Genomic DNA, 19,021 nt, shown 5'->3' with positions numbered 1-19,021 from the left:
TCCTCCTGTATCAGTTCCCGGATAAGTTTCTCAGCTTTATTCGCTCGACTTCCCAGAATGTTATATCATTATAACGAATTAAACGTTGAATGACAAGGGCGGTTTCCTGTGGTATACTTGAGATATCCCGGTCAGAAAACAGAAAAACTGACCAAATATGAAAATCCAGGCAAGGAGGATCACCATTATGAAATCTATAGCAATCGTTACAGACAGTAACTGCGGCATGTCTCCCGCTCAAGTAAAAGACCTTGGCATCTACATGCTTCCAATGCCGTTTTTTATAGATGATAAGGAATATCTGGAAGACATTGACATGAACCAATCAGAGTTCTTTCAGCATCTTGAACAAAATCCAAGCTGCAGAGTTTCCACATCCCAGCCCACACCGGAATCCGTCACTACCCTCTGGGACAAGCTGCTTAAAGACTACGACGAAATCGTACATATCCCCATGTCCAGCGGTCTCTCCAGTTCCATGCAGACTGCCCGCATGCTTGCAGAAGACTATGATGATCGTGTACGTGTCGTAAACAACCAGAGGATCTCCGGAACCTTACGTTACTCTGCCATTGAGGCTATCCAGCAGGCTAAAAACGGTCTCTCTGCCGATGAAATTGGAACCTGGCTGGAAAAAACCCGCTTCGACTCCAGCATCTATATCACTGTAGCTACTCTGAAGTACCTGAAACAGGGCGGCCGCATCACTCCTGCAGCTGCAGCCATCGGAACCATGCTCCGTCTGAAACCGGTTCTGCAGATCCAGGGCGAAAAGCTGGACGCCTTCTCCAAGGCCCGCACCATGACCCAGGCAAAAAACACTATGACTAAAGCCATCAAAGATGACATTGCAGACCGCTTTGGAGAAAAGATCAACCTGGATGTCATCCACTCCCACAACCTGGAAGCAGCCGAAGAATTCCGAAAAGAAGTCCTCACCACCTTCCCGAATATCGGTGAAGTCAACATCTTCCCTCTCTCCCTGAGCGTTTCCTGCCACATCGGCCCCGGAAGTCTGGCACTCACCTGTTCCAAGGTACACCCGGAAATATGGTAAAGACTAGTCAGAAGCAATCCACATGGCCAGAGCACAGCCGGAGGGAATACTTCTGTATGGCTCTGTCTCTGGAGGAGGGCTGCTAGTCCTTAGGTTCTGGAAATCTGCGTTATTAAAAAAAGTTCGGCTATCTGAGCGGCAACAAGCCGCGAGTTCCGAACTTTTTTTAATGGTTTTAGCAGATTTTCAGGGCCTTAGAACTAACGCCCAACGGAAGCCGAAGACCATACAGAAGTATTCCCTTCGGCGTCCCTCCCGCCAACATATTTAATTTTCCTGTGTATTCTCAATCTCCACCGGCGCTTCATTCAAGATCTTCATAAACTCCTCACCGGTGATCGTCTCATGCTCATACAGATACTTGGCAATCTCATGGAGCTTTCCGATATTATCTGTCAGGATCTTCGTAGCCTTTTCATGCTCCCGTCTTACAAGCTCCACAACCTTCTTGTCCAAAAGCGTCTGCGTCTCAAAGGAACAGGTTAGACTTGCATCTCCGCCAAGATACTGATTGCTTACATTTTCCATGGCAACCATGTCAAAATCATCACTCATACCATACCTGCTGATCATCGCTCTGGCAATCTTGGTCGCCTGCTCAATATCATTGGAGGCACCGGTAGTAATGGAATGGAAGATCAGCTCTTCCGCTGCACGGCCGCCTGTAAATGTAGCAATCTTATTCTCCAGTTCTTCCTTAGTCATCAGGAAATGTTCCTGCTCATCTACCTGCATGGTATATCCCAGTGCACCGGAGGTACGTGGAATGATCGTGATCTTATGGACCGGTGCAGAATCTGTCTGCTTGGCAGCAACCAGTGCATGACCAACCTCATGATAGGAAACGATCAGCTTTTCCTTATTGGAAAGTACACGGTTCTTTTTCTGATATCCGGCAATAACAACTTCGATGCTTTCTTCAAAATCCGCCTGTGTGGCAAATTTCCGTCCGTCGCGGACTGCACGGAGAGCTGCCTCGTTGACAATATTGGCAAGCTCCGCACCGGAGGCACCGACTGCCGCCTTGGCAATTTCATCAAACCGGACTGTATCCGCAATTTTGATCTTCTTGGCATGAACCTTCAGGATTTCCTCACGCCCCTGAAGATCCGGAAGCTCAACCGGGATCCTTCTGTCAAAACGTCCCGGACGAAGAAGTGCAGGGTCAAGGGAATCCGGTCGGTTGGTAGCTGCCAGGATCACAACACCCTTGGAACCGTCAAAACCGTCCATCTCTGTCAAAAGCTGGTTCAGTGTCTGCTCACGCTCATCGTTTCCGCCGCCCATTCCGGAGCCGTCACGTTTCTTGCCGATCGTATCGATCTCATCAATAAATACGATACATGGTGCCTTCTCATTGGCCTGTTTAAAAAGATCACGGACCTTGGCAGCACCCATACCCACAAACATCTCCACAAATTCCGAACCGGAAATTGAGAAAAACGGAACCTCCGCCTCACCGGCAACTGCCTTGGCAAGAAGAGTTTTACCGGTTCCGGGAGGGCCTACAAGAAGGGCACCCTTCGGCATGGAAGCACCGATCTCTCTGTATTTCTCCGGATTATGAAGGAAATCTACAATTTCCGTCAAAAGCTCCTTGGCTTCATCCTCACCGGCAACATCTGAAAATTTGATTCCCGTAGAGGATTTCACATAAACCTTGGCATTGCTTTTGCCAAAGGACATCATTCCTCCCGGTCCTCCGTTTCCCATGGAACTCATCATCTTCTTGCTGAGCCAACGTCCCAGGAGAATAAAGATTGCGATCGGGAGTACATATCCCAGAATCAGAGATAAAAGCAACGACTGTCTCTGCGGTGCAGTACCCTCTATACTTACACCCGCATCGTAAAGATGGGATACAAGATCCTGATCCTCTACAGATACCGTCTTACAATAGACATCATTTCCATCCACTTTCATAGTATAATAAATGTAATCGGAATTAAGGGTTGCCTCATATACTTTTCCTCTGTCTACAGCTTTCAGGAAGGTGGTGTAATCGGTCTCTTTTACACTTCTCTCAGAAAGAGCAGGAAGAGCAAAAACATTCAGCAGAACAATAATTACGACCGCAATAATGTAATATACATACAGCGGCCGCTTCTCTGGTTTTTTTGAATTCAGATTCATGCAGTCTCCTCCGTTATCTTATAGTATATTGCTATATCCACAGTGCTATATCAGGTGGTACAGCCTTGTAGTACACTCTACCACTTTTTTCAGTCAATTTCAAGGATGCCTCATCCGATTTCATAAACTTTTTAGAATTGAAAATCTTTCCAAATAATATCTTTATTCTGAAAAAATCCTTGCAAGCCACCTGATACTGTGCTATTATAATAAATGGTTATGCCGCTGTGGCGGAATTGGCAGACGCACTTGACTCAAAATCAAGCGGAGCAATCCGTGCCGGTTCGAGTCCGGCCAGCGGCATTCGCATAAAAGACCTGACGGAGAAATCTGTCAGGTCTTTATTATATACTACCCAAAAACACGAAAGGAATAAAAAAATGGAAAAAGACAAAAACTTTTTAGGAACCGAGTCCGTCGGAAAGCTTCTTCTGCAGCTTGCACTTCCTACCGTTGCCGCACAGCTCATCAATATGCTCTACAATATCGTCGATCGTATCTATATTGGTCATATTCCCGGAGAGGGTGCTCTTGCCCTTACCGGTGTAGGTGTATGTATGCCGCTTATTATGGTCGTATCTGCCTTCGCTGCTCTTGTCGGAAACGGAGGCGCTCCCAGAGCCAGCATCTTTATGGGTAAAAATGACACGTCGAAAGCCGAACAGACTCTCGGAAACTGCTTCACCATGCAGATCATCATCTCCCTGATCCTGACTGTTATCCTGTTTCTCGGAAACCGCAGCCTTCTCCTTGCATTCGGCGCCAGTGCAAACACCATCGACTATGCGGTGGGTTACATGAATATCTATGCAGTAGGAACTATCTTTGTACAGCTGACTCTTGGCATGAATAATTTCATCACAGCCCAGGGATTCGCAAAAACCGGAATGCTCTCCGTATTGATCGGTGCGATCTCCAACATTATTCTGGATCCGGTTTTTATTTTCGGATTCCACATGGGTGTCCGGGGCGCTGCTCTGGCAACAGTGATCTCCCAAGCATTTTCCTGCATCTGGGTCCTCTCCTTCCTCTTTGGAAAAAAGACCTTCCTGAAGCTTCGGAAAAGCACCATGAAACTGAAAGCCGATATCATTCTGCCCTGTATGGCTCTTGGCTCTTCTCTCTTTGTCATGCAGCTCAGTGAAAGCGTTATCTCTGTCTGCTACAACTCCTCACTCTTAAAATACGGCGGGGATGTTGCAGTAGGAGCCATGACTATCCTTACCAGCGTCATGCAGTTTGCCATGCTTCCTCTTCAGGGACTTGGTCAAGGTGCACAGCCTATCATCAGCTACAACTATGGTGCACGCAACGAAAAACGTGTACGTTCTACATTTAAGCTTCTTATAAAAACAAGTGTTTCTTATTCCGTGATCCTGTGGCTGATCATTATGATCTTCCCGCAGCTCTTTGCCGGAATGTTTACTTCGGACAGTACATTACTTGCTTTCACAAAAACAGCGCTCCGGATCTATATGGCAGTTGTGTTTATCTTTGGTATCCAGATTGCCTGCCAGATGACCTTTATCTCCCTTGGCAGAGCCAAAGATTCCATCATTGTGGCTATTGTCCGGAAATTTATTCTGGTCATCCCGCTGATCTATATCCTGCCCAATATTTTCCGTGCTGACCGGACAAATGCAGTTTATATGGCCGAGCCGGTTGCGGATATCTTGGCCGTTACATTTACTGCCATCCTGTTTTTCTTTGAGTTTAGAAAAGCCCTGGCAGAAATCTCCGGCAGCCGGAAGCTGTAACCCTGCATTTGACCACCTTCCGCCCTGCTCGCGATCTTATGCCTACCAGATACTTAAACATAAAACAGCCCTCTATGCATCATTACCAAGATGCATAGAGGGCTGTTTTTATATATTTCCGCTATTTTATTTCAGTTCGTCTTCATCCTGAAGAAGTTTCTCAAAAACAGGGAAGCAGTCAAAGGTTGCAAAATAATCTCTCGGTGTCTCGGCACGACGGATCATCTCAAAGCTGCCGTCCTCATGAAGAAGGATCTCTGCAGATTTCAGTTTACCATTGTAGTTATAACCCATTGCAAAACCATGAGCACCTGTATCATGGATCACAAGAAGATCTCCCTTGTCGATTTTCGGAAGCATACGGTCAATGGCAAATTTATCATTATTCTCACAGAGGGAACCTGTCACATCATATTTATGATCGCACGGCTCGTTCTCCTTACCCATAACCGTAATGTGATGATAAGCACCATACATAGCCGGACGCATCAGATTTACTGCACAGGCATCTACGCCGATATACTCTTTATGTGTATGCTTCTCATGGATTGCTTTTGTGACAAGGCAGCCATACGGTCCCATCATGAAACGGCCAAGCTCTGTATAGATCGCAACATCACCCATTCCTTCCGGAACAAGTACTTCTTCATAAACCTTGCGGACACCCTCACCGATCACACGGATATCATTTGGCTCCTGATCCGGTTTATAAGGAATTCCGATACCACCGGAAAGGTTGATGAATTTAATGTGTGCACCTGTCTCCTTCTGAAGCTTCACGGCAAGCTCAAACATAACCTTTGCAAGCATTGGATAATAATCATTGGTCACTGTGTTGCTTGCAAGGAATGCATGGATTCCAAACTCTTTGGCACCTTTGGATTTCAGGATACGGAATGCGTCAAAGATCTGCTCGGTAGTCATTCCGTATTTTGCATCTCCGGGATTATCCATGATACCGTTACTGATCTTAAATACTCCACCTGGATTGTAACGGCAGCTGATCACTTCCGGGATTTTTCCGAGAGCTTTCTCTACGCTCTCAATATGTGTAATGTCATCAAGGTTGATGATCCCACCGATCTCATCTGCATATCTGAACTCTTTCTCCGGTGTGTCATTGGAAGAAAACATGATATCGCCCTTTTTGCAGCCTACTGCCTTGGCCATCATAAGCTCTGTTTCTGAGGAGCAGTCGCAGCCACAACCATACTCCTGCAGAATATTGATCAGATATGGATTCGGTGTTGCCTTTACCGCAAAAAATTCCTTGAATCCTTTGTTCCATGCAAAGGCCTCTTTCAGGGCTTTTGCATTCTCACGGATTCCCTTCTCATCATAGAGATGGAAGGGTGTCGGAAACTTTTCAGTAATTTCGTTAAGTTTCTCAAGTGTCACAAATGGTTCTTTTTTCATAATAACTGCATCTCCTGTTTTTCCGACTGCTGTTCCCGAAGAAAACTCAGTCTTATTCTGCCTCGATCACGTGCATCATATTTGTCACTGCACCACGACCGTTTGTCATGTTGGTCGCAGGGTCTCCTGCTGTAAATACAACAAGGTCTCCTTTATGTATCAGATGACGGCTACGGACAACATTCATAGCCTGAGACATGATATGGTCCGTGGTATCTCTCTGATATCCTTTCAGAGGTGTTACACCCCAGATCAGCTGAAGTTTATGCTGGATGGTTGAGTTTGGTGTGATCGCATAGATCGGAACCTTCGGACGGAAATTGGAGATCAGTCTGGCTGTATTTCCACTCATTGTCGGTGTTACGATAGCGTTCGCCTTCAGGTTCTTTGCAGTACGCACCGTTGCAAGTGCCACCGCACTGGAGATCTTCTCTCTTCCATCCATGGAACGATGTTCAATAAACACTTTATAATCCAGATGCGGCTCTGTCATCTCTGCGATATCTGCCATCATCTTAAGAGCATCAACCGGATATTTACCAGCTGCTGTCTCTCCGGAAAGCATGATCGCATCGGTTCCGTCGTAGATCGCATTGGCAACATCAGCTACCTCTGCACGTGTAGGACGCGGATTACGGATCATGGAATCAAGCATCTGTGTTGCTGTAATAACCGGTGTATAATGTTCGTTACACTTACGGATGATCTCCTTCTGGATGTGAGGTACCTGGCTTGCAGGAATCTCCACACCAAGATCTCCTCTGGCAACCATGATACCGTCAGATGCTTCAATGATGGAATCAATATTCTCAACACCCTCTGCATTCTCGATCTTCGCGATAATACCGATATCCTTTCCACCATTATCATTCAGAAGCTTACGGATCTCACGGATCACCTCTGCGGAACGGACAAAAGATGCCGCGATGAAATCAAATTTCTGCTCGATACCAAAGATAATGTCCTTCTTATCCTGCTCTGTGATTCCCGGAAGATTTACTTTTACATAGGGAACATTTACACCCTTCTTCTCTCCCAGCTCACCACCGTTTAAGATATCACAGACAATATCGGTTTCCTTGATCGCCTTAACCTCCAACTCGATCAGACCATCATCAATGAGGATCCTGTTTCCCGGTTTTACATCCTTGTAAAGTGTCTCATATGTGATAGCAACCTTTGTGCTGTCGCCTTCAAAATCGCCAATTCCAAGTACAAACTGTTTTCCCGCTTCCAGCTTAACCTTCTGTCCGTCCTTTAAAAGTCTGGTACGGATCTCCGGTCCCTTTGTGTCAAGAAGCATGGCAATAGGCATATCAAGCTCCTCACGAAGCTCCTTGATCATATCCACACGGCCCTTCTGCTCCTCGTGGTCTCCGTGAGAAAAGTTGAATCTGGCAATATCCATTCCATTCTCCATAAGAGCCTTCAGAGTTTCCCTGTTATTACTGGCAGGTCCAAGTGTACAGATAATCTTAGTTTTTTTCATAATAATGTTCTCCTTCGTTTGTGCGTTTTACTGTACGTGTTTATGTGTAAATAAATGATCCTGACAATATTCATAATTTCCGTTGCACTTTGAGCAGAAACGAAACTCCAGGTTTGGGTCATCCTTTTCGGTACGTCCGCAGATCGCACATTTATGCTTGGCGATCCCATTCGGACCGGACCCTGTTCTGGAAGGAGCCACAGCCTTCTTAAACTGCTGCCTCCTGTGGATCTCCTTCGGATTGTATCGGTTCATATCACGGGTACTGAAATAAAAGATCACAAAGTTTAAAAGTGATGCTACGATCGGTACTACACCTACCCAAAGCCCGACTCGAAGATAAGATACGATATCCCACGCAATGAACAGTCCGTATACAAAGGCCATCCATTTCATCCTGATCGGGATCACAAACATAAGAAGCAGCTGAAGATCCGGATATGTGACTGCATAGGCAAGGAAAATAGAAAGACTGATATAATATGTGGTAAAAATATTTCCGCCAAGAGAATAGGCGATCCCGTTCATCACCACATAACCACCTGTAAATACATGTAAAAGCACTGCTGCGATCACAGTAAACAAAACACCTGAAAAAATATACAATGTGTACCGGAAAGTTCCCCAGGTACGTTCCAGTGAAGTACCAATCGGATAATAGAAAAAAAAGATTGCGAGAAGGAACATCACAAGATTGCCGGTTCCTCCCACACTGGACGGCGGATAGATCACCCATGTCACCAGTCTCCAGATCTGTCCCTTCATGACCATGGACATATCAAGACTCAGCATGTTCAAAACTCCCGGAGCAAACATAGCCAGAAAATACCCCAACACATAACATCCGATGATGTAAACAGTCAGATTCGGAACCCCGAATCTTCCGAATTTACGTTCCAGTTTGTCGATAAATTTCATTAAAATCTCCTTTCAGAAAACTTTTGAAAATCAGAAAAATCGCTTCTTGGAAAGAATGATCGCTGCCACAACACTGATTGCCACAGAAATCAGGATAATGATCAGAAATCCCAATGGGCTCCTTGATAAGGGCATACCGGAACCAGCCACATTCATTCCGTAAGCACTGAACACAATAGTCGGAATACTCATGACAATGGTAATGATCGCCAGTACCTTCATAACGATATTCATATTATTGGAGATGATCGATGCAAAAGCATCCATAGTTCCGTTCAGGATACCGCTGTACACATTGGCCATTTCGATTGCCTGCTTATTCTCAGTGATGACATCCTCCAGAAGATCGGTGTCCTCCGGATATTTCTTGATGCTGTCTATCTTCAGAAGCTTCTCCAGCACAACCTCATTGGACCGGAGTGACGTAATAAAATAAGTCAGGGATTTCTGCAGCTCCAGAAGCTCGATCAGCTCCTCATTTCTTGTGGAAAGATGCAGTTTTTCTTCCACCTGCTCACTTTTTTTGTCAATGATACGCAGATAACGCAGGTACATGCTCGCATTTCTATAAAGGATCTGAAAGATAAAACGGGTCTTCATATAGGTAAAAAAGCTCCGGACTCTTCCCTCCATAAATCTGGTAAGAACCGGTGTGTCCTCCAGACAGATGGTAAAGATCATAGACCCCGTCACAATGATGCCAAGCGGTATTGTCCCATACCAGTCCTTGTCATTACGTTCCTCGATCATAGGAACATCAACCAGGATCAGTGTATAATTATCCTCAACTTCGATACGTGACCGTTCTTCCTCATCCAAAGGGGATCGTAAATCGTCAACCTCTATATCAAACTTCTCGGAAAATTCAAAAATCTCTGTTGCCGTCGGATTCGTCAGCGCAATCCAGCAGCCTTCCTCCGGTTCCTGTATCTGGTGGATGGCTCCGTCTATTGTCTTGTAAATCCTTACCACGATTCCCACTTCCCTTCTCTTGCTTTTCTTTTGCCAGGGCAAAATTCTTTTTTATTATAAATAGTCAAAATAGCTTTGTCAATTCATACCTTTTCTTTTTAAAAGAGCTTTTAAATAATTTCACATGATCTTTACATAAAAATTCATTCTGCCTTCCACGTTCTTTACATTTTTTCCGGCTTCCTATATAATGATTCCAGAATTCCAACGAAAGGAAGTTATACAAATGAGTCAGTCATCATTCGGAAAAAAATTCGTGGTTACCACCTGGGGAGAATCTCACGGCAAGGCTATCGGTGCCGTTCTCGACGGCTGTCCCGCAGGTCTTTCTCTCTGCGAAGAAGATATCCAGGTTTTTCTTGACCGGAGAAAGCCCGGTCAGAGCCGTTATACAACTGCCCGTAAGGAAGGAGATCTGGTGGAAATCCTTTCCGGAGTTTTTGAAGGAAAGACTACCGGTACTCCAATTTCTCTTCTGATCCGCAATACAGATCAGCGTTCCAGAGATTACGGAAATATCGCATACTCCTATCGTCCCGGTCACGCAGACTTTACCTTTGACCAGAAATACGGATTCCGTGATTACCGTGGAGGTGGACGCTCCTCCGGAAGAGAAACCGCCGGACGTGTGGCAGCCGGTGCCATTGCCATCAAGCTGTTAAACGAACTTGGCATTACATTTACTACCTACGCAAGATCCATCGGTCCTGTAGAGATCTGGTCCTTCTCAGAAGAAGAGATCCGAAATAATGCACTCTGCATGCCAGATGCCGACGCAGCCGCAAAGGCATCTGCCTATCTCGAACAATGTCTGAACAGTCAGGACAGTGCCGGCGGTGTGATCGAATGCCGCATCAAAAACGTTCCTGCCGGTCTGGGCGATACGGTTTTTGACAAGCTGGATGCTACCCTCGCTCATGCGATCATGTCCATCGGTGCTGTAAAAGCTGTTGAGATCGGTGACGGCATCAATGTGACACGTCTTACCGGTTCCGAAGACAACGACGGTTTTGTACAGAAAGACGGCATTATTTCCAAAACCTCCAACCACGCAGGTGGTATTATGGGTGGTATGAGTGATGGCAGCGATATCATTCTCCGTGCACATATCAAACCAACTCCTTCCATCAGTCAGTCTCAGTCTACTGTGACTAACACCGGAGAAAACCTGGAGCTTGAGATCAAAGGCCGGCATGATCCGGTGATCGTACCGCGTGCAGTAGTCGTTGTGGAAGCTATGGCAGCACTTACCATTACAGATGCACTTTTTAACAATATGAGTGCACGGATGGATCGTATCCACGAATTTTATCAGCGGTAATTTCACATTTTGACCTGTCAGATAAAAAATTATAAATGCGCAAAAAAACAGACTCAGGGAAAGTTCCTACTCGTCCCTGAGTCTGTTTTTGTCTGTCTGTGCAAGACTTACTTTGATCAATCCTGTTCTTAATCTAACTGCTCCCATGTATCCGGTACCGGCCAGATATGGATACAGTTCGGTGTCTCGATCTTTCTTGGTTTTTCGTTCATCATGATGATATTCTTTTCATAATCCACAGTGAAAACGGTAATACTGTTGCTGGCATGATTGGCAACAGCAATATGCTTGTTATCCGGGAAGATCATAAGATCCTTCGGGTAATCACCACTGATCGGAAGTGTAAATTTCTTGGTCAGAAGGCCTGTTTCCTGGTCTACTGCATACATAGTCACAGTATTTTCCCCTGCTGTTGTACAGAAAAGATATTTACCGTCCGCAGAAAGAGACATACCGGAAGCTGCGTTATGGAGCGCATCATTGGAATCCTCTTTTCCAAGAGTGGTAATGCTCTGAAGCAGCTGGAACTCCGGGTTCTTACCGCTTCCGTCATAGCTGTATACCTTCACCTCATTGCTGAGCTCAAAAAGAAGATATGCAAATCTTCCGTCATCACTGAAGCGGATGATACGAGGGCCGCTCTCTCTCGGGCAGCGAAGAATGTCAACCAGCTCCAGTTTGTCTTTCTTCTTATTGATACGATAGATCTTAACCTGATCGATACCATTATCTACCGCACAGAGATACTTATTATCCGGTGTCGGACGTACACAATTAACATGCGGACGGAAGTTACGCTCTGCCACGCTTCCAAGTCCCTTGTGGAAAACGCCGTCCATAACACTTCCCAGACGGCCGTCTTTATGTGTATGTACAACCGTTACCTTACCATCATGGTACCCTGCCACATAAAGATATCTTCCGTCCACATCTGTTGCAAGATAGCAGCCTCGCATTCCGTTGATATCCACACTGTTGAGGCGGGTAAGATCACCGTTCTTGTCTCTTTCAAATACAGCTACACCCTCATCCTCAATGGAATACAGATATTTACCGTTTTTTGATACTGCCAGATGAGAAGCATTGCTAACTTCCACTTCGCTTCGTTCTGTGAGTGTTCCTTTTTCTACATCTACATCGTATACCTGAATTCCCTTACTGGTTCCATGGGTATATGTTCCCACGTAAGCCACGTACTTCTTTTTTCCCATAAGTTCTGGCCTCCTGCTTTTTACATTGGTTACGTATTTTTGTGTTTATTTTATCACAAAGCTTCTGCAAGAACAAGTTACCATCCTGTTATCTTTTGTGCAATTTTTTATGCAAAGCTACCGTTCACTATGGCGTTCACACATAATCCACGCAAATGGATCGGCTCCTGCGCATCCATTACGCCTCTTTACAGATCTCCCAAAGCGCCTCTCATTGCTTCCAGAGTTTCATCAATTACTTCATCTGTATGCGCTGTGGAAAGGAACATCGCCTCAAACTGGGAAGGTGCAAGATGAATGCCTCGTTTCAGCATTCCCTTGAAATATTTTGCAAAAAGCTCCAGGTTGGATGTTTTTGCAGAAACATAGTCTTTTACCTCCTGGTCTGTAAAGAAAATACTTGCCAGAGAAGAATCATAGTTTACCTGATATGGAAGACCTTTTTCCTCCACGATCTTCTTCAAGCCGCCGTAAAGCTTCTCACCTTTGGCAGCCAGATCTTTGTAGATTTCCTGATGCTCATAGAGATATTTCAGCTGTGTGAAACCTGCAGCCATGGCAACCGGGTTTCCGCTTAAGGTACCTGCCTGGTATACAGGACCACACGGTGAGATCAGATCCATGATCTCCTTACGTCCGCCATAAGCGCCTACCGGCATTCCTGCGCCGATTATTTTCCCGTAAGTGACAAGATCCGGACGGATACCAAAATACTCTGCTGCTCCGCCAAAGGCAAGTCGGAAGCCTGTGATCACTTCATCAAAGATCAGCAGACAATTGTGCTCATCGCAAAGCTCACGAAGCCGCTTTAAGAAGCCTGGTTTCGGAGGAACCACACCCATGTTTGCTCCTACTGCCTCCACGATCACGGCTGCCACATTTCCCTCTTCCTGTTTGAGAAGTGCTTCCACACTGGCGGCATCATTGTAGGTAGCCGTCATGGTATCCTGTGTACAGCCCTTCGGAACACCGGCGCTATCCGGAATACCACTTGCCATGACACCGGAACCGGCACTTACCAGAAGGCAGTCACTGTGTCCGTGATAGCAACCTGCAAATTTGATGATCTTGTCTTTTCCGGTAAAACCTCTTGCTGCACGGATGGCACTCATAACAGCTTCTGTTCCTGAGTTTACCATACGGATCATATCTACATGTGGAATATGTTCACAGATAAATTCTGCGATCTCTACTTCGATTCCTGTAGCACAGCCAAAGCTCAGGCCATTTTCGCAGGCCTTGATCACACTCTCGCGGATCTCCGGGAAATTATGTCCCAGGATCATCGGGCCCCAGGAATCAATGTAATCCACATAACGGTTTCCATCTACATCATAGATGTAGCATTTATCTGCTTTTTCAATAAAACGAGGTGCCTCACCGATGGCTCCGTAAGATCTTACCGGGCTGTTTACGCCTCCCGGGATTCTTTTTACCGCACGCTCAAATAACTGTTCTGATCTTGTCATCAGCCGATCCTCCCTTCATCCATAAGTCTTGCCAGAAGCTCCGCATAATAGGTAAGATAGATCTGCGCACCGGAACGGAATGCTCCTGTAGCCATCTCACCCACGATCCTTTCTTCGTCGATCCAGCCGTTTGCAGCTGCTGCTTTTACCATTGCATACTCACCACTGACACTGTATGCGGCAACCGGAACGTTTGTGATCTCCTTTACCTGCCAGATCATGTCCTGGTATGCAAGAGCCGGTTTTACCATGATGATATCTGCACCCTCTTCCACATCTGCAAGTGCCTCTTTCAGCCCTTCTCTGCTGTTGTGAGGATCCATCTGGTAGCTTTTTCTGTCCCCAAAAGACGGAGCAGAATCTGCTGCCTCACGGAACGGGCCATAAAATGCAGAAGCATATTTTACTGCATAGGACATGATCGGTGTTGTATAATGTCCGGCCTTGTCCAGACACTGACGGATCGCTGCAACACGACCATCCATCATATCAGACGGAGCAACCATATCTGCACCTGCCTCCACGTGGGAAAGTGCTGTTTTTGCGAGAAGCTCCAGCGTCTTATCATTGTCCACATCATGACCGCAGAGAACGCCGCAATGGCCATGAGAAGTGTACTCACACATGCATACATCTGTTACATAATAAAGCTCCGGAAATTTCTCTTTTGCAATGCGAAGAGCTCTCTGAACGATTCCCTCCGGATCATAGGCACCGCTGCCCACTTCATCCTTATGGTCAGGAATACCAAAAAACATCACACTTCCTACACCGGCTTTGGAAAGCTGCTCCAGTTTATACGGAAGACGGTCCAGGCTGTAACGGTACTGCCCGGTCATGGACGGAATTTCTTCTTCCTTATTTTCTCCTTCCATTACGAACATAGGATACATAAGAGAAGATTTATCCATTCTTGTCTCACGTACCATCTTACGAAGGTTTTCGCTACCTCTTAATCTTCTTGGTCTTTTTGTCAGTTCCATGATCATTCGCTCCTTTTCATATCCTCCACCAGCTTGACAAGACTGTCAATGGTGGCTTTTTCTGACATATATGCTTTCATTCCAAAGCTCTCAGCAGCCGCCTTCGTCTGTCTGCCGATGCAGGCCGCCTTAACCTTTGAATAATCCAGTCCTTTTGTTCCCTCTACAAATCCCTTCACAGTGGAGGCACTTGTAAACACCGCACAGCTGATCTGTCCTGTTTCAAATTCCTTCTTCTCATCGATGAGCTGGCTCTTTTCGTAAAGAGTCTGATAGGTCGGAACATCCTCGACCACAGCGCCTGCCTGTGCAAGAAATGCGGTGAGCTTTTCATTACCCTTTTCTGCCCGCGGGATAAGTATCTTTTCTCCACCGGAAAGAAGCTCTGAAAGTTCCTTTCCAAGAGTATCCCCGTCATATACCGACGGCACAAAATCTGCCAGCAGACCTCTTTCCTTCAGGGCCTTTTTTGTTCCTTCCCCGATCACGGCCAGACGGGCATTTCCCATGGCACGGATATCTTTTCCATGGCGGATCAGTTCTTCAAAAAATACCCTTACACCTGTAGGGCTGGTAAATACAAGCCACTGATATTCCTCCAGGTGATCCAGCGCTTTATAGAGACGGCTCTGGTCTTCCATGGGGACAGTACGGATCGCCGGAAGCTCCAGAACCTCCGCGCCTTTTTCACGAAGCTTGTCCGCAGTTCTGGAAACAAGCTCTTTCGGTCTTGTGACAAGGACCTTCCATCCTGAAAGCGGCAGTTCTTCATACCAGCCAAACTTCTCTGCCAGTGTACATACCTTACCCACCACAATGATCGCCGGTGTCTCGATCCCCTGGCGTTTCACCTCTTCTTCTAGGGTAGAAACTGTTGCTACGATCCGTTTCTGACCTGCTGTAGTTCCCTTCTGCAGGATCGCCGCAGGCATGTCCTTTTCCATTCCTGCACCTATCAGACCCTCGCAGATATCCGGAAGTGCGGACACGCCCATCAAAAATACAAGCGTTCCCTTTGTATCAACAAGTGCCCGGAAGTCTATATCATATTCTTCTCCGGCCCTCTTATGTCCTGTAATGATGTGGACTGAAGAACAGAAATCCCTGTGTGTTACCGGAACCCCGTTATATGCCGGTACTGCAATGGAGGAAGTAACACCCGGAACAACCTCATAAGGGATCCCATTCTCCCGAAGAAGCTCCAGCTCCTCTCCTCCTCTTCCAAAGAGGAATGGATCTCCGCCTTTCAGGCGCACCACACGAAGACCCCGCTGTGCCTCCTCAAGAAGTACCTGATTGATATTTTCCTGACGCATGATATGGTGACTGGCACGTTTGCCTACATTGATCAGCCTGGCATTTTCCGGGATTCTTGACAGAACTCCCTGACCTACCAGACTGTCATAGACGACCACATCTGCCTGTTCCAGCACTTTGAGGCCTTTTAATGTAAAAAGGCCGATATCGCCAGGACCCGCTCCTACCAGCCATACTTTTCCTGTTTTCATCTGTTTTCTCCTTTTTTCCGAAGAGTTTCTGCCAGTTCCCTGCCTAAGCTTTCCGCATCTGCCTTATTGCCACGCAGTGTTCCTGTTACATAGGAACCGTCTTTTTCATTATAATAAAGCCCTCTGAGATAGATCTCATCCCCGAGAATTTCCGCATGGGCAGCCACCGGAGAAGAGCACCCTCCATCCAGGAGCTTTACAAAAGCACGCTCCGCACTTCCCGCGGTCCAGGCATCCTTATCACAGTAGCCCTCCAGGAAATCATAAGCTTCCCCTTTTCTTCCCTGTACAGCAAGGATTCCCTGACCAGCAGCCGGAATGATCTCATCTGCTGTAAAATACCGGTTAATCCTGGATTCCAGTCCAAGTCTCTTAAGGCCGGCAGCAGCCAGGATCAATGCACTGTACTGTCCTTCATCCAGCTTCCGGAGCCTTGTCTGAAGATTTCCGCGGATACTTCTGACATCCATATCCGGATACAGTTTTTTAAGCTGTAAAGTTCTCCTTAAGCTGGAGCATCCAAGGGGCTTGCTTTTATCAAGTTCAGAAGCTCCCTCAGGAAGAACCAGTACGTCTCTCGGATCTTCTCTTTTGGAAAAAGCCAGAAGCGGCAGCTCCTCCGGAACCTCCATAGGCATATCTTTCAGGCTGTGTACAGAAAGAATACTTCTTCCATCTATCAGTGCTTTATCCAGCTCCTTTACAAAAAGCCCTTTTCCGCCAACCTTATCCAGTGTACGGTCCAGAATGATATCCCCGGTAGTTTTCATAGTGAGGATTTCCACTTCCAGATCCGGATTTTTTTCTTTTATGTAGTCACGGACCATTTCGCTCTGCAGCACTGCAAGCTTACTCTCTCTGCTGCCGATCACGATCTTATCTCTCTTCATCTTCATCCTGCTCTCCCAATACTTTTTCCAGCGCATTCTGGATCTCTTCCCTTACACGCTTTGCTTTTTTGTGATCCAGTCCGCTGGCTGTAACTCCAACTACCATTTCATCCCGCATATATACGCCTGGGAAATAAAAATCACAGGCTTCCCGGTCGGAGGCTACATTAACATAAATGCCCTCCTCCTTACAGACACGATGGATCTCATCATTCAGCTTCCAGTCATTGGTGGCTGCGATCACCATATATGCATTGGCAAAATCAGAACGTTTCACGGGACGGATATACAGAGTCACGGTTCCTGCTTTCCCGAGATCCATAAGCTCCTGGGTCACTTTTGTAGCCACTACCGTGATATTTCTTGTAAATTTCAGAAGAGTTTTTATTCTTCTGGTAGCAATATTACCACCACCTGCCACAACGATATTTTTATCGGACAAGTCTATAAACATGGGGAAATAAGGTTTATTCTTCATAAAGTTTCTCCAGTCCTTCCACACATTCCAGAAAAGCATCCTGGTTCAGACTGTCCCGAAGCCCGAAGATCAGCTTGTTCACAACCTTTCCGGCTGCAGTATCCACTGCTTTTTTCAGGTTTTCTCTGTCTGAATCCTCCATAGGAGTTTTCCGGAAGATTTTTTCGATCCTCAGGTTCAAATCTTCCACAGCATCCGCTTTGATCTCCTGGATGCGCGGGATGATATCACGACCTTCCAGCCACTGGAAAAATTCGTTCATCTGGGCCTTCACAATGGCTCCTGCTGCTTCTAGGTTATCTGCAAGTTCCTTCGGTGTCTCGCCGGTTCGGAAGCTATCCATATCATAAAGTGTGATGTTATCTTTTTTTCGGATCTCCGGATCAATATCTCTTGGAACTGCCAGATCGATAAGGATCATAGGTCGTTCCACACGTACATCCTCAAACAATTCTTCCGTCAGTGTATAATTGGGGCTTGCTGTTGCGCTGACCACCAGGTCACACTCCGGCAGATAATCCATTCTCTCACCATAATTGATCCTGCTGCATCCAACAGGAATGCTCACAACACCACTTCTGTACTGACGGATCGTAACCGTCACATCCGCTCCTGCTTCACGCAGTGTCTGGGCAGCCATCTTCCCCATCTCACCGTTTCCGATCACCATACAGACTTTATTGCGAACATGATAACCGCCCTCTTCCAGAAAACGGATGGCCTGATGGATCACAGAAGGATTTCCATGGGAAAACGGCACTTCCGTTTTGATCTTCTTGCCTGCAGTTACCGCCATACGGAAAAGCACCTCCAGAACACTGTCTGTGGTAAACTCATCCCTTGACATACTCAACGCATCTTTTACCTGGGTCAGGATCTGATCTTCCCCCAGGATCTGGGATTTCAGTCCGCTGGTAAGATAAAACAGGTGTTCCACCGCCTCTTCGTTTTCTCTGCTGGTAAAATACTTCTGGTATTGTTCTCCCTGCACACCTTTCAACGAGCAGAGCCACTGATACAGGTCCGGCTTCTCCTCATCTGCAGTACTTACCCACAGTTCCAGCCGGTTACAGGTCGACAGAATAATACACCCGCAGATCCCAGCTTCTTCTTTCAGCCTGCGCAGCGCCTCTCCGGTATTTTTACGGGTAAAAGCAAACTGCGCTCTGACATCTACAGGTGCCATATTATGATCGATTCCAATCATGAATATACTCATGTCCTACGTTTCTCCTTTGTTTCCACAATCTTTTATAATGATAAACATTTCCGTAAGGAAAGTCAACTACGATTGACAATGTCAGCCCTCCCTTTTATAATATCTTATGGTAGAAATTGCGGATCATCTTTATATTCCAGCGGAGAAATATAAAGAGTTTATCATAATCACCATAATTATCAGGATGGAGGAAATCCCCG

General features: G+C 46.3%; 15 protein-coding genes and 1 tRNA gene. 4 read left to right on the top strand and 12 right to left on the bottom strand.

Going from position 1 to position 19,021, the window contains the following annotated elements; genetic code table 11:
• The first annotated feature begins 187 nt into the window (after window positions 1-187).
• Complete coding sequence (locus DW694_RS14515) at window positions 188-1,057, top strand: DegV family protein (RefSeq protein ID WP_110103269.1); 870 nt, start codon at window positions 188-190, stop codon at window positions 1,055-1,057.
• Between the two features lie 267 nt (window positions 1,058-1,324).
• On the opposite strand, the gene ftsH is transcribed toward DW694_RS14515, so the two are convergent.
• On the bottom strand, window positions 1,325-3,190 hold the full coding sequence (ftsH, locus tag DW694_RS14505; protein WP_118369181.1) for an ATP-dependent zinc metalloprotease FtsH: 1,866 nt from the start codon (window positions 3,188-3,190) through the stop codon (window positions 1,325-1,327).
• Window positions 3,191-3,411: 221 nt separating this feature from the next.
• Between ftsH and DW694_RS14500 the strand changes: the two genes are divergently transcribed.
• Both DW694_RS14500 and DW694_RS14495 read left to right on the top strand, forming a co-directional pair.
• Window positions 3,412-3,493 (top strand) — tRNA-Leu (locus tag DW694_RS14500).
• A 77-nt stretch (window positions 3,494-3,570) separates the two neighbouring features.
• Window positions 3,571-4,947 (top strand): MATE family efflux transporter, encoded by a 1,377-nt coding sequence (locus DW694_RS14495; RefSeq protein ID WP_118753236.1) that lies wholly within the window; start codon window positions 3,571-3,573, stop codon window positions 4,945-4,947.
• A gap of 126 nt (window positions 4,948-5,073) precedes the next feature.
• Here the strand turns inward: DW694_RS14495 and DW694_RS14490 are convergent, their stop codons facing one another.
• From DW694_RS14490 to DW694_RS14475, 4 genes are read right to left on the bottom strand one after another with little or no spacing between them, the layout of a single operon-like run.
• Window positions 5,074-6,363, bottom strand: coding sequence for a diaminopimelate decarboxylase (locus tag DW694_RS14490; RefSeq protein WP_059085911.1), 1,290 nt, complete (start codon window positions 6,361-6,363; stop codon window positions 5,074-5,076).
• Between the two features lie 52 nt (window positions 6,364-6,415).
• Entirely contained in the window at window positions 6,416-7,852 is a 1,437-nt protein-coding gene (gene pyk / locus DW694_RS14485) for a pyruvate kinase (RefSeq protein WP_114002556.1), read from the bottom strand.
• Window positions 7,853-7,879: 27 nt separating this feature from the next.
• A complete protein-coding gene (locus DW694_RS14480; protein ID WP_059085913.1) occupies window positions 7,880-8,770 on the bottom strand; it encodes a hypothetical protein in 891 nt (296 codons plus the stop codon).
• Between the two features lie 30 nt (window positions 8,771-8,800).
• Complete coding sequence (locus DW694_RS14475) at window positions 8,801-9,742, bottom strand: magnesium transporter CorA family protein (RefSeq protein ID WP_022426904.1); 942 nt, start codon at window positions 9,740-9,742, stop codon at window positions 8,801-8,803.
• Between the two features lie 226 nt (window positions 9,743-9,968).
• Here DW694_RS14475 and aroC point away from each other — a divergent pair, with 226 nt between their 5' ends.
• On the top strand, window positions 9,969-11,063 hold the full coding sequence (aroC, locus tag DW694_RS14470) for a chorismate synthase (protein ID WP_118753235.1): 1,095 nt from the start codon (window positions 9,969-9,971) through the stop codon (window positions 11,061-11,063).
• 128 nt (window positions 11,064-11,191) lie between these two features.
• Here the strand turns inward: aroC and DW694_RS14465 are convergent, their stop codons facing one another.
• The 7 genes from DW694_RS14465 to hemA all read right to left on the bottom strand — a co-directional run bounded on the left by DW694_RS14465 (window position 11,192) and on the right by hemA (window position 18,821).
• Entirely contained in the window at window positions 11,192-12,274 is a 1,083-nt protein-coding gene (locus tag DW694_RS14465) for a lactonase family protein (RefSeq protein WP_022426906.1), read from the bottom strand.
• Window positions 12,275-12,462: 188 nt separating this feature from the next.
• The gene (gene hemL, locus DW694_RS14460; RefSeq protein ID WP_015525262.1) at window positions 12,463-13,743 is read right to left on the bottom strand and encodes a glutamate-1-semialdehyde 2,1-aminomutase; all 1,281 of its coding nucleotides are present in this window, start codon (window positions 13,741-13,743) and stop codon (window positions 12,463-12,465) included.
• The gene (gene hemB / locus DW694_RS14455; protein ID WP_022426908.1) at window positions 13,743-14,726 is read right to left on the bottom strand and encodes a porphobilinogen synthase; all 984 of its coding nucleotides are present in this window, start codon (window positions 14,724-14,726) and stop codon (window positions 13,743-13,745) included. Before hemB ends, hemL begins: the two co-directional genes overlap by 1 nt.
• A 2-nt stretch (window positions 14,727-14,728) precedes the next feature.
• Window positions 14,729-16,234, bottom strand: a complete 1,506-nt coding sequence (gene cobA, locus DW694_RS14450; protein WP_118753234.1) for a uroporphyrinogen-III C-methyltransferase — start codon at window positions 16,232-16,234, stop codon at window positions 14,729-14,731.
• Window positions 16,231-17,124 carry a hydroxymethylbilane synthase gene (gene hemC / locus DW694_RS14445; protein WP_022426910.1) on the bottom strand — a complete coding sequence of 298 codons (894 nt, stop codon included), beginning with the start codon at window positions 17,122-17,124 and terminating at the stop codon, window positions 16,231-16,233. Before hemC ends, cobA begins: the two co-directional genes overlap by 4 nt.
• Window positions 17,111-17,602: a bifunctional precorrin-2 dehydrogenase/sirohydrochlorin ferrochelatase gene (locus DW694_RS14440; RefSeq protein WP_015525267.1), complete on the bottom strand. Its 492-nt coding sequence runs from the start codon at window positions 17,600-17,602 to the stop codon at window positions 17,111-17,113. The genes hemC and DW694_RS14440 overlap by 14 nt, the downstream gene beginning before the upstream one ends.
• Window positions 17,592-18,821 (bottom strand): glutamyl-tRNA reductase, encoded by a 1,230-nt coding sequence (gene hemA / locus DW694_RS14435; protein WP_021653027.1) that lies wholly within the window; start codon window positions 18,819-18,821, stop codon window positions 17,592-17,594. Before hemA ends, DW694_RS14440 begins: the two co-directional genes overlap by 11 nt.
• Window positions 18,822-19,021 lie beyond the last annotated feature (200 nt).

Origin of the sequence: Ruminococcus sp. AM26-12LB (genome assembly GCF_003480785.1) — a bacterium.
In the GTDB taxonomy this organism is placed as follows: domain Bacteria; phylum Bacillota; class Clostridia; order Lachnospirales; family Lachnospiraceae; genus Blautia_A; species Blautia_A fusiformis.
The sequence above is the reverse complement of the archived record's forward strand: the minus strand, read 5'-3'. Positions and strand labels throughout refer to the sequence as shown.